Annotated in this window: 9 protein-coding genes; 6 read left to right on the forward strand and 3 right to left on the reverse strand. The window is 71.3% G+C overall.

Annotated elements, in window-relative coordinates; translation table 11 throughout:
• The first annotated feature begins 73 nt into the window (after nucleotides 1-73).
• Both ACFZDK_RS24190 and ACFZDK_RS24195 read left to right on the forward strand, forming a co-directional pair.
• Nucleotides 74-1,726, forward strand: a complete 1,653-nt coding sequence (locus ACFZDK_RS24190; RefSeq protein WP_390975471.1) for a M6 family metalloprotease domain-containing protein — start codon at nucleotides 74-76, stop codon at nucleotides 1,724-1,726.
• Between the two features lie 9 nt (nucleotides 1,727-1,735).
• Nucleotides 1,736-2,044 carry a hypothetical protein gene (locus ACFZDK_RS24195; protein WP_390975473.1) on the forward strand — a complete coding sequence of 103 codons (309 nt, stop codon included), beginning with the start codon at nucleotides 1,736-1,738 and terminating at the stop codon, nucleotides 2,042-2,044.
• Nucleotides 2,045-2,106: 62 nt separating this feature from the next.
• Here the strand turns inward: ACFZDK_RS24195 and ACFZDK_RS24200 are convergent, their stop codons facing one another.
• Nucleotides 2,107-2,652 (reverse strand): hypothetical protein, encoded by a 546-nt coding sequence (locus ACFZDK_RS24200; protein ID WP_390975474.1) that lies wholly within the window; start codon nucleotides 2,650-2,652, stop codon nucleotides 2,107-2,109.
• A 235-nt stretch (nucleotides 2,653-2,887) separates the two neighbouring features.
• On the opposite strand from ACFZDK_RS24200, the gene ACFZDK_RS24205 reads away from it, so the two are divergent.
• A complete protein-coding gene (locus ACFZDK_RS24205) occupies nucleotides 2,888-4,531 on the forward strand; it encodes a DNA repair helicase XPB (RefSeq protein WP_390975476.1) in 1,644 nt (547 codons plus the stop codon).
• Here ACFZDK_RS24205 and ACFZDK_RS24210 read toward each other — a convergent pair.
• Nucleotides 4,489-5,727: a glycosyltransferase 87 family protein gene (locus tag ACFZDK_RS24210; protein ID WP_390975478.1), complete on the reverse strand. Its 1,239-nt coding sequence runs from the start codon at nucleotides 5,725-5,727 to the stop codon at nucleotides 4,489-4,491. The two genes, ACFZDK_RS24205 and ACFZDK_RS24210, sit on opposite strands and share 43 nt — an antisense overlap.
• An 18-nt stretch (nucleotides 5,728-5,745) precedes the next feature.
• Nucleotides 5,746-5,925 carry a hypothetical protein gene (locus ACFZDK_RS24215; protein WP_390975479.1) on the reverse strand — a complete coding sequence of 60 codons (180 nt, stop codon included), beginning with the start codon at nucleotides 5,923-5,925 and terminating at the stop codon, nucleotides 5,746-5,748.
• Nucleotides 5,926-6,335: 410 nt separating this feature from the next.
• Between ACFZDK_RS24215 and ACFZDK_RS24220 the strand changes: the two genes are divergently transcribed.
• The 3 genes from ACFZDK_RS24220 (at nucleotide 6,336) to ACFZDK_RS24230 (ending at nucleotide 12,758) form a co-directional block, all read left to right on the forward strand.
• A complete protein-coding gene (locus tag ACFZDK_RS24220; protein ID WP_390975481.1) occupies nucleotides 6,336-8,408 on the forward strand; it encodes a UvrD-helicase domain-containing protein in 2,073 nt (690 codons plus the stop codon).
• Nucleotides 8,409-8,568: 160 nt separating this feature from the next.
• Nucleotides 8,569-8,937 (forward strand): hypothetical protein, encoded by a 369-nt coding sequence (locus ACFZDK_RS24225; protein ID WP_390975482.1) that lies wholly within the window; start codon nucleotides 8,569-8,571, stop codon nucleotides 8,935-8,937.
• Nucleotides 8,934-12,758 (forward strand): hypothetical protein, encoded by a 3,825-nt coding sequence (locus ACFZDK_RS24230; protein WP_390975484.1) that lies wholly within the window; start codon nucleotides 8,934-8,936, stop codon nucleotides 12,756-12,758. Before ACFZDK_RS24225 ends, ACFZDK_RS24230 begins: the two co-directional genes overlap by 4 nt.

The following is a 12,758-nucleotide window of genomic DNA, read 5'->3' on the forward strand; positions in this document are numbered from 1 at the left end:
GTTGCAGGGCTCGCACACGCGTGCGTCACTGGCCTAGAAACAGCCAATACATCCCTTTTTGGGAGGACTTGGAATGGTTGACCTTTCCACTTCACGGGATTCCACGGTCGCCGTCTGGTCGGAGTTCTGCGCCATCGCACCCAGCCCGGAACTGCGCGGCAGGATGCTCCAGGAACTGGAGCGGCTGCGCGGCGAATCGGACGTGGCGAGCCTGCTCCGGCCCGGCGGGACCCCCCGGAGGTTCGGCTACGGCGACGGCACCATCATCCCGGCCGGCGAATACCCCCCGGGCACACCGCACGAGGTGATCCGCACCGCGGCCGCCCACCGCGCCCCGCTGACCGGCGCGATACGGGTCGTCGTCGTCCTCGCGGACTTCGCGGACAAACCGATGACCGAGAGCAACGAGCACTTCGAGAAGCTGTTCTTCTCCGTCGGCGAACTCCCCAACGGCAGCGTGCGCGACTACTACCGCGAGGTGACGCACGGCCTGGTCGACATCGTCGGCGAGGTCATCGGCCCGGTCCGGATGCCGCAGAAGCTGTCCTGGTACGCCAACAACAACTTCGGCATCGGCAGCCCCTCGGGCGAGGCCCGCGCGCAGATCCTGGCCCGGGACGCCGCCGTCGGCGCCGACCCGCTCGTCAACTACGCGCCATACGACAACGACGGCAACGGCTTCGTCGACGCCTTCATCGTCGTGCACTCCGGCCCGGGCGGCGAGGCCACCGGCCACCGCGGGGACCTCTGGTCCCACAAGTGGGTCCTGCCGAGCGCGTACAACGCCGACGGCGCCCGGATCTACGGCTACCTCACCATCCCCGAGGACGCCAAGATCGGCGTCTGCGCCCACGAGTTGGGCCATCTGCTGTTCGGCTTCCCCGACCTGTACGACGTCGACGGGTCGTCCGAGGGCGTCGGCAACTGGTGCCTGATGGGCGCCGGTTCGTGGGGCGGCGGCGGTGACGTCCCGACGCACCCCTCCGCGTGGTGCAAGGTCCAGCAGGGCTGGGCCAAGGCCGTCAACGTCACCAGCAACGGGATGCTCTCCGTCCCCGACGTCAAGAACGGCTTCGAGGCGTTCCGGATGTGGACCGACGGCCTGCCCGGGAAGGAGTACTTCCTGGTGGAGAACCGCCAGCAGACCGGGTACGACCGCTCGCTGCCCGCCCCCGGCCTGCTGATCTGGCACATCGACGAGGCCCGGCCGGACAACACGGACGAGAACCACTACATGGTGGGCCTGGTCCAGGCGGACGACCAGCGCGACCTGGAGTCGGCGGCCAACCGCGGCGACGGCGGCGACACCTACCCCGGGAGCACGGGCAACAGCTCGTTCACCGCGGCGAGCAAGCCCGCTTCGCACTCGTACGCCGGCGCGCCGACCGGGATCTCCGTCACCGACATCTCGGCGCCCTCCGCCACGATGACCGCCATGGTGTCGGTCTCGACGGCCGGTGCCGTACGCGCGCCCGCCCCCACCATGGCCCGTCGGGACACCGAGGACGTGCCCGGACTGGTCCAGACGATCCACGACCTCCAGGACCGGCTGGCCACCCTGGAACAGGCCGTGGTGCCCTGGGCCGGCGCCGAGGCCTATCTGGAGCAGGCCGCTCTGCGGCCCGAGCTCCGGGGCGCGACGGGCGACCCGGACCCGCTCATCAAGGCCGGCAACGGGCACGGCGGCCACGGCGGGCACCGGCACGAGGGCCCGCACCACCGGTGACCGCCGGCCATGGTGCAGGTCGTCGAGAACCGCACTGACCTGACCGCACGGCTGGTCAGCAGCGCACCCCATCCGCGGCTGGCGGACTGGGACCGCGCGGAGGTGGACGTGCTGGCCGCGGAGCCGGTGGCCGGCTACGCCGACCTGCTGTCGGGCGAGGTCGGGCAGCGGCTGCCGCTCGCCGTGCCCAGCCCGCTCCTGGCGGACGTGGCACCCGGATCCACCCTCCACGTCCGGGCCCGGCTGGCCGCCCCCGGCGAGGCGATGGCCGAGAAGAGCCCCACTCCGGGCACCTTCACCGTCGAACCGCCGGGGTGACCCGCCCCACCTCCGGGGGACCGGCCGACCTCGGCCGGTCCCCTCCAGCCGTCTCGTAACCTCTAGCAGTCGCGTACCGGTGCGTTCGCCGGCAGGCCGAAGTGGGCGCGGGCCGCGGTCCGCAGGTCGGCGGACTCCATCGGCCGGTCGATACGGGACTCGGCGTAGGGACTGAAGTGGGCCTCGTTCCATTCGGCGTAGCCCGCGCCGTCCGGTGCCTCCGCCTCGGAGACGACGCGGAAGCCGCCGTTCGCCGTGTCCCGCCGTAGCTGCACCACCTGGGCTGTCTGCGCGCCGCCGCACTCCACCAGGGCACCGCCCCGCACCCCGTACTCCAGGCACAGGGTGTCGACGCCGGCGTGCACCTGCCCCCCGCTCTCCAGCAGGTCCAGGGCCTCCGCCCGGCAGAACCAGCGCGACCTGAGCGCGGGCATGGTCTCCCCGTACCCGGTCCCGGCGGCCTGGGTCACGAGCCGGGCCTCGATCGCGGGACGCACCTCGGCCCAGAGACCGGCGTCCACGGCACTCGACCCGCGCGCCCAGGCCCCGGCCGCCACCAGCACCGCCAACGCCCCGGCGCCGGTCACCCAGATGCGTACGGACGTCACCGCACCCCTCCTCACCAGACCACGCGCACTGCGCGGCCTCCCCCGGACATGACACCCGAAACGGGCTCAGGGTTGCACCGAACGATCAGGAGGCTGTCGAAGCCGGTCACCGGCGGTGCACGTTCCGTCGAGCACCGCCGGTGATCGCTCGCACATGAGGCACACTGGAACTTTGGCCCGTGACGATGGCCGCCACGGCGATGGCCGCACGGGCCGAAGGGAAAGGGTGCCGCGCGTGAATGGTCCTCTGATCGTCCAGTCCGACAAGACCCTGCTCCTGGAAGTCGACCACGAGCGGGCCGACGAGTGCCGTCGGGCGATCGCGCCCTTCGCCGAGTTGGAGCGGGCGCCGGAGCACATCCACACCTACCGGGTGACCCCACTGGGCCTGTGGAACGCGCGGGCGGCCGGACACGACGCCGAGCAGGTCGTGGACGCGCTGGTGGAGTACAGCCGCTATCCGGTGCCGCACGCGCTGCTGGTCGACATCGCCGAGACGATGGACCGCTACGGCCGACTGACGCTCAGCAAGCACCCGGCGCACGGGCTGGTGCTGACCACCACCGACCGTCCGGTGCTGGAGGAGATCCTGCGCTCCAAGCGGATCATCCCGCTGGTCGGCGCCCGGATCGACCCCGACACCGTCGCCGTGCACCCCTCCGAGCGCGGGCAGATCAAGCAGACGCTGCTGAAGCTGGGCTGGCCCGCCGAGGACCTCGCCGGGTACGTGGACGGCGAGGCGCACCCGATCGAGCTCGCCGAGGACGGCTGGGCGCTGCGGCCGTACCAGAAGCAGGCCGTGGAGAACTTCTGGCACGGCGGGAGCGGTGTCGTGGTCCTGCCCTGCGGGGCCGGGAAGACCCTGGTCGGGGCCGGGTCCATGGCGCAGGCCAAGTCGACCACCCTGATCCTCGTCACCAACACCGTCTCCGCGCGGCAGTGGAAGCACGAGCTGGTGAAGCGGACCAGCCTCACCGAGGACGAGATCGGCGAGTACAGCGGGACCCGGAAGGAGATCCGGCCCGTCACCATCGCCACCTACCAGGTGCTCACCACCAGGCGGAAGGGCGTCTACCCGCATCTCGAACTCTTCGACTCCCGGGACTGGGGTCTGATCGTCTACGACGAGGTGCATCTGCTGCCGGCTCCTGTCTTCAAGTTCACCGCCGATCTGCAGGCGCGCCGGCGGCTGGGGCTGACGGCCACCCTCGTGCGCGAGGACGGCCGGGAATCGGACGTGTTCTCCCTCATCGGGCCCAAGCGCTTCGACGCTCCCTGGAAGGAGATCGAGGCGCAGGGGTACATCGCGCCCGCCGACTGTGTCGAGGTGCGGGTGAACCTCACGGACTCCGAGCGGCTGGCGTACGCCACCGCCGAGACCGAGGAGAAGTACCGCTTCTGCGCGACCACCGCGACCAAGCGGAAGGTCACGGAGGCGCTCGTGAAGCGCTTCGCGGGCCAGCAGATCCTCGTCATCGGCCAGTACATCGACCAGCTCGACGAGTTGGGCGAGCACCTGAACGCCCCCGTCATCAAGGGCGAGACCTCCAACGCCCAGCGCGAGAGGCTCTTCGACGCCTTCCGCGAGGGCGAGATCAGCGTGCTGGTCGTATCGAAGGTCGCCAACTTCTCCATCGACCTGCCGGAGGCGACGGTCGCCATCCAGGTCTCCGGCACCTTCGGCTCCCGCCAGGAGGAGGCACAGCGGCTGGGCCGCGTCCTGCGCCCGAAGGCCGACGGCCACCAGGCCCACTTCTACTCCGTCGTCGCCCGCGACACGATCGACCAGGACTTCGCCGCCCACCGCCAGCGCTTCCTGGCGGAACAGGGCTACGCCTACCGGATCATGGACGCCGACGAGATCCTCGCGGAGGGCTGAGCACCGCCGCCGCGCAGGGTGCGGCCGTGCCGTCGTAGGGCGAGGGCCGCACTCGCCAGCAGCGCCAGCCCGAGGAGCGGGTACGGCGACGCGAGCGGCTGCTGCCACCACGGGAGGTGGAGGTCCCGGTCGCCCGCGTGGGGCAGCAGCCACATCGTGCGGGCGCTGAAGAGGGCCGCGGTGGTGAGGGCGAGGTACGGCCGGCCGGCCGCCAGGAGTACGGCGAGCAGGGGCACGCACCACACCCAGTGGTGGGACCAGCTGATCGGGCAGACCAGCAGGGCCGTGAACGCGGTGAGCGGGATGCCCCAGCGGTCCCCGTACATGCGGTCCCCGTGCGCCCGGCCGGCGCGGGTCGCCAGCCACAGGCCCGCCGCCGCCAGACCGGCCGCCGGGAGCACCCAGGCCGGTCCCGGTGTCTCCGTGCCCGACGCCCTGGCGATCAGGCCCTGGAGCGACTGGTTGTCGACGATCCACGCCTTGCCGACCCGGCCCGTCTCGAACAGGCGCCGGGTCCAGAAGTCCGCGGTGGCCGAGGGGAGGAGAAGGGCACCGAGCAGGACCGTGCCCAGGAAGGACGCCGTCGCAACGCCTGCCTCCTTTCTGCGTGCCGTGAGGAACAGATAGGCGATGAAGATCGCCGGGGTGAGTTTGACGCCCGCCGCGATGCCCAGGGCCAGGCCTTTGGCGCGGGCGCCGGGCGGGCGGGTGAGGTCCCAGAGGACCAGGCAGGCGATCGCCAGGTTGATCTGGCCGAAGAGGAGTGTCTGGAAGACGGGCTCCAGCCAGAGCGCGAGGGCCGTCGCCGCGCACAGCGCCGGGAGGGGCAGCGGGCGCCCGGCCAGGCGGGCGGAGAGGGCGACGAGCCAGGCGAGCAGGAGCGCGTCGCCCGCGAGGAACGCCACCTTCAGGGCCGGGACGGGGATCCAGGTCGTCGGGACGAACAGGACCGCCGCGAAGGGCGGATACGTCGCCGGCAGCCGCCACTCGGTGACCGTGAAGCCGTACAGATCACCGCCGTGCACCACGGCCTCGCCCTCGGCCCGGTAGACCAGCAGGTCGGCCATCGGCGCGTGCAGCAGGAGGCAGAGGGCGGCGAAGGAGCAGAGAGAGACCGCCAGGAGGGAGAGGGACAGCGGGAGGGGGATGGAGGGTAAGAGGTGGGATGGGGATGACGCCACCGTCCGCTTCGGCACGGAGGTGACCCTATGCCGTTACTTGCGGTGTATGCCCGCTTCCTCGCCGTACTCGCCGAGGAGGACGACGCTGACCGCCGCGCCTACGAAGACCTTGACGGCACGCAGGGCGTCGCCCAGGCGGTGGTGGGGGACTCCGTCCACGGCTGTGGCGCCGGGGGGACGACTGGGGGCTGGTGTGATGGTTGCTGCGCTCATGCCTCAATAGTGGAACTTCGGGCATACCGACGGCATCGGTCCACGGGTCCAATTTCCGGCATCCGCCCGTCCACCCTCGGATGGACCCCCGCCCCTACCTCCGACCGGCCTCCAGGGTGACGCTCCCCCTAGGGGACTGCGGACGGACTCCTGGAGCGACGGGGCGCGGCGGACGCGGCGGCCGGACGGAGGAAAATCCATTGGCCTCCCCCACCCCCGCCTCACTAGAATCTCCGCTCTTGCCCGCCTCCGTCCCCGGAGTGCTGCCCACCCGTCTCCCACCACCACCCTCAACCGAGGCCCTTCGGGCCGCCCCTATCTTTCCCGGACGGAAACCGGTCGGCTGATCGCCACCCGTGCGCCATCCACACCAGAGCGCCGTCCACCCGCAGGCCTTCGGAGGCACCCCCTTGTCCACGCCCGCCCACGACCAGCCGACGGACGTACCCGCACCCGCCGACCCCCTCTCCCGCGAGCGCACCCACCTGGCGTCCTCCCGGGCCGCCCTGCGCGCCATGCGCGAGGACGTCGAGTCGCTGGACATCCGCGACGTCACCGCGAACTGGGTCAACGCCGAGGTGCTGGCCCGCCAGATCGACGAGCGCATCAAGGCGCTGGCCGACCTGAGCGACACGCCCCTCTTCTTCGGCCGCCTCGACTACCTGCACGCCCCCGGCGCCGACCAGGCCGAGGGCGCGTACGGCGAGCGTTTCTACATCGGGCGCCGGCACGTCCACGACCACGACGGCGATCCGATGGTCATCGACTGGCGGGCGCCGGTCTCGCAGCCGTTCTACCGGGCGTCCAAGAAGGACCCGATGGACATCGCGCTGCGCCGCCGCTTCGGGTACACCCGCGGCGACATCACGGCGTACGAGGACGAGCACCTGTCCGACCCGGAGGAAGTGGCCCGCACCAGCAAGCTGCTCCAGCAGGAGATCGAGCGGCCGCGCGTCGGCCCGATGCGCGACATCGTCGCGACCATCCAGCCCGAGCAGGACGAGATCGTGCGCAGCGGGCTGGGCGGCACCGTCTGCGTCCAGGGTGGCCCGGGGACCGGGAAGACGGCCGTCGGCCTGCACCGGGTGGCCTACCTCCTCTACGCCCACCGGGAGCGGCTGGCCCGCACCGGCACCCTCGTCATCGGCCCGAACCGGTCCTTCCTGCACTACATCGAGCAGGTGCTCCCGGCCCTGGGCGAGCTGACCGTGCAGCAGGCGACGGTGGACGACCTGGTGTCGCACGGCGTGGACATCCGCGGTACCGACGACGCGCCCGCCGCGGTCATCAAGGGCGACGCGCGGATGGCGGAGGTGCTGCACCGGGCCGTCCACGCGCACGTCACCCTGCCCACCGAGCCGGTCGTGGTGGTCCGCGGCTCCCGGCGCTGGCGGGTCCCGGCGTACGAACTGCAGGACATCGTCCGCGAGTTGCTGGACCGGGGCATCCGGTACGGCGCCGCGCGCGAGGCCCTGCCGCAGCGCATCGCGCACGCCGTGCTGGTCCAGATGGAACGGTCGGGAGAGGCCCCCGACGACCGGGTGCAGGACTCGGTGGCGCGCAACGCGGCGGTGAAGGCGGCCGTGAAGCAGGTCTGGCCGCCGGTCGACCCGGCGAAGCTCGTGCTGCGGCTGCTCACGGACGCGGACTTCCTCGCGGAGCACGCCGCCGGGATCCTCGACGAGGAGGAGCAGAAGACGATCGTCTGGGCGAAGCCGGTGCGGTCGGTGAAGGCGGCCAGGTGGTCGGCGGCGGACGCCGTGCTGATCGACGAGACGACGGACCTCGTCCAGCGCACCCACTCCCTCGGCCATGTGGTCCTGGACGAGGCGCAGGACCTGTCCCCCATGCAGTACCGCGCGGTCGGCCGCCGCTGCACCACCGGCTCGGCGACCGTCCTCGGCGACCTGGCGCAGGGCACCACGCCCTGGGCGACCAGGAGTTGGGACGAGGCCCTGTCCCACCTCGGCAAGTCGGACGGCGTGATCGAGGAACTGACGGCCGGTTTCCGCGTCCCGACCGACGTCATCACCTACGCCTCCCGCCTCCTCCCGCACATCGCGCCCGGCCTCACCCCGGTCGCCTCGGTCCGTGAGAACCCCGGCTTCTTCGAGGTCCGCACCGCCGCGTCCACCGCCGAAGTGGTCGCCGCCTGCGAGGAGTTGCTGCGCAACGAGGGCTCGACGGGCCTGATCGCGGCGGACGCCCGCGTCCCCGCGCTCACCGGGGCACTCACCGCGGCCGGCATCGGTTTCCTCGCCCCCGGCGAGGAGACCACGGCCGACACCCGCCTCACCCTGGTCCCGGCCTCCCTGGCCAAGGGCCTCGAGTACGACTACGTGGTCCTCGACGAACCCCAGGCCGTCGTCGACGGCGAACCGGACGAACGCACCGGCCTGCGCCGCCTGTACGTGGCCCTCACCCGAGCGGTGTCCGGCCTGATCGTCACCCACGCGGCCCCGCTGCCGCCGCAGCTGACGTAGGACCCATCCTTCACCGTTCAACCAAAGCGCCCCGGCCGCCACGGCGTTGACGCGACACCGTACCCCAAAGTGGGTAGATTATCCCTATATAGGGGAATTCATGGGGTTGATGGCGATGGATCCGATCGTAGTATCGGCGGCCACGACTTTGGTGGGGGCGATGACCACCGACGCCTGGGAGCACGTGCACAAGGCCCTCGTCGACTGGTGGCGTCACATCCACCCGCAGCAGGCCGACCGCGTGGACACGGACCTGGAGGAGTCCCGGAACCGCGCCCTGGCGGCGCGGGAACAGGGCCCGGACACGGACGCGACGGCGGAGCTGGTCGCGCTCTGGGAGAACCGGCTGGCCGACCTGCTGGGGGAGAACCATGAGCTGATGGCCGAACTGGACCGGCTGATGGAACAGGACGTGCGCCCCCACGTGCACAACGACTCCGGCGACCGCCACGGGAACCAGGAGGTCCACGCCTCCGACAACGCCCGGGTCTACTTCTCCGGGCACGATCTGCACGTCCACGAGTCATGACCCCCGCCGGCCCGCCCTCCTCCCCCGGTCTCGGCGGACCGCCGGTCCGGAGCGAGGAGGGCGGACAGCAGGCGTACGCCTCCGGATGGTCGCGGATCTACCAGTCCCGCCGGGACATCTACGTCGCCGAACGGGACATGCATCTGCACTTCGAGGACGGGGTGCGCGAGCGGCGCCGGACGGTCGCCGCCTCGGCCTCCGAGGAGTGCCCCTACCCGGGCCTGACGGCGTTCGGGACCGACCAGGCCCGGTGGTTCTTCGGCCGGGACGCGCTGGTGGCCAAGCTGCTCGTCCGGCTCGACACCTGCCTCGCGGTGGGCGGCGCACTGGTGGTCGTCGCGCCCTCCGGCGCCGGGAAGTCCTCGCTGCTCAGGGCAGGTCTCCTGCCCGAGCTGGCCGGGGGCGCCCTGCCGGGTTCGAAGAGCTGGCCGCAGGTGTGGCTGAGCCCGACGTCCCGGCCGATGGACGCCCTCAGCGACCATCTGTGGGAGGTCATGGGCAGCGGTTCGGACGACTCCCCCGTCCTGCGGCCGGAGCGACTGCGCCGAGCGCTCGCGAAGGGCTCCGGGGAGCGCCGGATGATCCTGGTCGTCGACCAGCTGGAGGAACTGTTCACGCTGTGCCCCGACAGACTGGAGCGACGGGAGTTCCTCGACGCGGTCCTGGGCATCGCGGAACTCGGCCCGGGCGGCGAACCCCCACCCGGTCTGGTCGTGTTCGGTCTGCGCTCGGACTTCTACTCCCAGTGCGCGGCGCACCCCGGTCTCCTCGACGCGGTGGAACGCAACCAGGTGATGGTGGGACCGCTGTCGAGAAACGGCGTCCGGGAGGCGATCCTGTATCCCGCCCGCGCGGTCGGGCTGGACGTCGAGCCCGGACTGGTGCAGGTCCTGCTGCGCGACCTGGGCGCGGCGGAGGGCGGCTCGGACGACGCCGGCGCCTACGAGATCGGCCGCCTGCCCCTGCTCGCCCACGCCCTGCGGGCCACCTGGATGCGCCGCGCGGGCCATGTCCTCACCGTGGAGGGTTACGAGGCGACCGGCGGCATCGCCAACAGCGTGACCGCCGAGGCGGACAGCTGGTACGACCGGCTGGAACCCTCCGCCCGGCAGACCGCGCAGTCCGTGTTCCTCCGCCTGGTCAGGTTCGGCGGCAGCGGCACCAAGGACACCCGCCGACCGGTGCCGTACGACGAACTCGTGAGCCACTGCGCACGCCCCGGGGAAGCGGCCCAGGTCATCGAGAAGTTCACCAAGGGCCGCCTGCTGACCCGGGAGCAGGACACGGTCACCATCACCCACGAGGTACTGCTCCGTGCCTGGCCCCGGCTACGCGAGTGGATCCGCGACCACCGCGTCCAGTACCTGGCCCGGCAGCGCCTGGAGGAGGCGGCCACCGCCTGGCAGGAGGCCGGCCGCGATCCCGGGATGCTCTACCGGGGCGGCCGCCTGGAAGAAGCCCGCACTCTGGCCGGCCAGGATGACGAGGGCAGGGAACGACTCGGCCCGGCCGCCTCCGAGTTCCTGACGGCTTCGGTACGGCATCGGCAGCGGGCCCGGCGCGTGTGGCAGGGGGTCATCGCCTGCCTGAGTGTGTTGGGTCTGCTCGTCGCGGTGGCGTGGGTCGTCGCCGTCCAGTCGGCCAGGGAGGCGCGGCAGGAACGGAATACCGCGATCGCCGGGGAGATCAGGGCCGAGGCCGATCAGGTCCGCGCGACGGACGCCTCTCTGGCCGCCCAGCTGGACCTGGTGGCGCAACGGATGAAGCCGACCGAGTCCACCGAGGTCAGCCTGCTCGGTGACGAGGACACCCCGCTGTCCGCCCTGCTGAGCGGACACCGGGGCGAGGTGAACACCGTGGACTTCAGCCCGGACGATCGCGTGCTGGCCAGCGGGGACGACAAGGGCGAGATCCGGCTGTGGAACACCGCCGGCGCGGGTCCCCCGAGCGCGCTCGGCGAACCGCTGCGGGGTTTCCACAAGCCGGTGTGGGGAGTGCACTTCAGCCCGGTCGGGCACTTCCTCGCCGCCGCCGACGAGGACGGCACCTTCCGCCTGTGGGACGTCCGCGACCCCCGGCACCCCACCGGCCTGGGCGACCCGGTCGAGGTGGGTGCCGGATGGCTGGAAGCCCTCGCGATCAGCCCTGACGGACGCTTGCTGACGGCAGCGGGCGAGGACGGACTGGTCCGCCTGTGGGACATCTCCGACCCCCGCTACCCGAAGTCCCTCGGGAATCCGCTCACCGGGGCCGGGGCCGACGGCTCGGTGTACAGCGTCGCCTTCAGTCCGGACGGCACGATGCTGGCGTCCGGCGGAAGTGACGCGACCGTACGGCTGTGGCACGTGACGGACCCGTCGCATCCACAGGCCGCCGGCAAGCTGATCACCCCGGACGCGGCGGCCGACGTCAGCGTCCAGGCGGTCGCTTTCAGCCACGACAACCGGACACTCGCCGCGACGGAAAGCACCGGGACGGTCCAATTGTGGAACATCACAGATCCGGCCAAGCCGGCCGCTATCGAGTCCCCTTCCTCCCAAACCAGCGTCAATGCGGTGGCGTTCTCCCCCCGCGGCAACCTCATGGCCCTCGGAGGCAACGACAACGCCATCGGGCTCTACAACATGGCGTCCCCGAAGACCCTCCGGAGTCTCGCATCGCTGGCGGGCCACACCGGCCATGTCTGGGGACTGGCCTTCGACTCGAAGGGCACCAAACTGGCAAGCGTCGGCAACGACCACAAGATCAGGGTCTGGACGATACCCCGCACGATCCTCACCGGACATACCGACGCGGTACAGGCAACGGCCCTGAGCAGTGAGGGGCATCTGCTGGCCTCGGGGTCGGTGGACGGGACCGTGCGTCTCTGGGATGTCAGCAGCACGGGCGACCCCCACCTGCTCAGCAGGTCGATACGGCTCGACGCACCGTCCTCTCCCTACGCGGTCGCCTTCCGCCCCGGGGGAAAGGTGCTGGCCGTCTCCGCCGGACCGCAGGTGCAGCTGTGGGACGTCACCGATGCTGCCAGGCCAAGGTTCCTGGGGAGCCCGCCCGGGCATGCCGACGACAACTTCCAGAGTGCCGCCTTCACGCCCGACGGGAACACTCTGGCCAGCGGTAATTTCGACGGAACAGTGGCCCTCTGGAACGTCTCCGACCCGTCTCGTCCACGACCTCTGGGCCGGCCGCTGGCCTCGGGATCAGCGGACCGGATCAACAGTGTGGCCATCAGTCCTGACGGACGTACACTCGCCGCCGCGAGCGGCGGCAGACTGCGACTCTGGGACGTCGTCGACCCTGCGCGTCCCAGGCCCTTGCTCCGACACCTGACGGTCAGTGAGGACCCGGTCAACTCGGTTGTCTTCAGCCCGAACAGCCGCGCACTCGCGATCTCCGGCGAGGACGGCGCACTCCGCTTGTGGGACGTTCACGACCCCGCCCACCCCAGGCAGCTGGGTGAGGACCTGACAGGTCACCGCGGCACCGTCATCGCCCTCGCCTTCAGTCCGGACGGCCACGCAGTGGTCAGCGGCGGTTCCGACCAGAAACTCCGACTGTGGGACATCCACGACCCGAAACACGCGCGGCCCTTCGGAATGCCCGTCGACATGCCCAACTACATCAACACGATCACGTTCTCCCACGACGGCCGCAACCTCTTCATCGGCGACGGCTCGTCCGCTGTTCGCATCCTCCCCATGGCCACCCGATCCGCCGTCGCCTACATCTGCCGCTCCACCGGCAACGTCCTCACTCCGGAGCTATGGCGCGAGTACGTCCCTCATCACGCGTACACCCCCCCTTGCCGATCCGGCACCTAG

It is taken from the genome of Streptomyces sp. NPDC007901 (assembly GCF_042959465.1).
Lineage (GTDB): Bacteria > Actinomycetota > Actinomycetes > Streptomycetales > Streptomycetaceae > Streptomyces.

Bases quoted from the DNA above. Each gene is read 5' to 3' on its own strand.
- ACFZDK_RS24230 (WP_390975484.1), top strand. From the start codon at position 8,934: ATGACCCCCGCCGGCCCGCCCTCCTCCCCCGGTCTCGGCGGACCGCCG.
- ACFZDK_RS24190 (WP_390975471.1), top strand. From the start codon at position 74: ATGGTTGACCTTTCCACTTCACGGGATTCCACGGTCGCCGTCTGGTCG.
- ACFZDK_RS24225 (WP_390975482.1), top strand. From the start codon at position 8,569: ATGACCACCGACGCCTGGGAGCACGTGCACAAGGCCCTCGTCGACTGG.
- ACFZDK_RS24215 (WP_390975479.1), bottom strand. From the start codon at position 5,925: ATGAGCGCAGCAACCATCACACCAGCCCCCAGTCGTCCCCCCGGCGCC.
- ACFZDK_RS24195 (WP_390975473.1), top strand. From the start codon at position 1,736: ATGGTGCAGGTCGTCGAGAACCGCACTGACCTGACCGCACGGCTGGTC.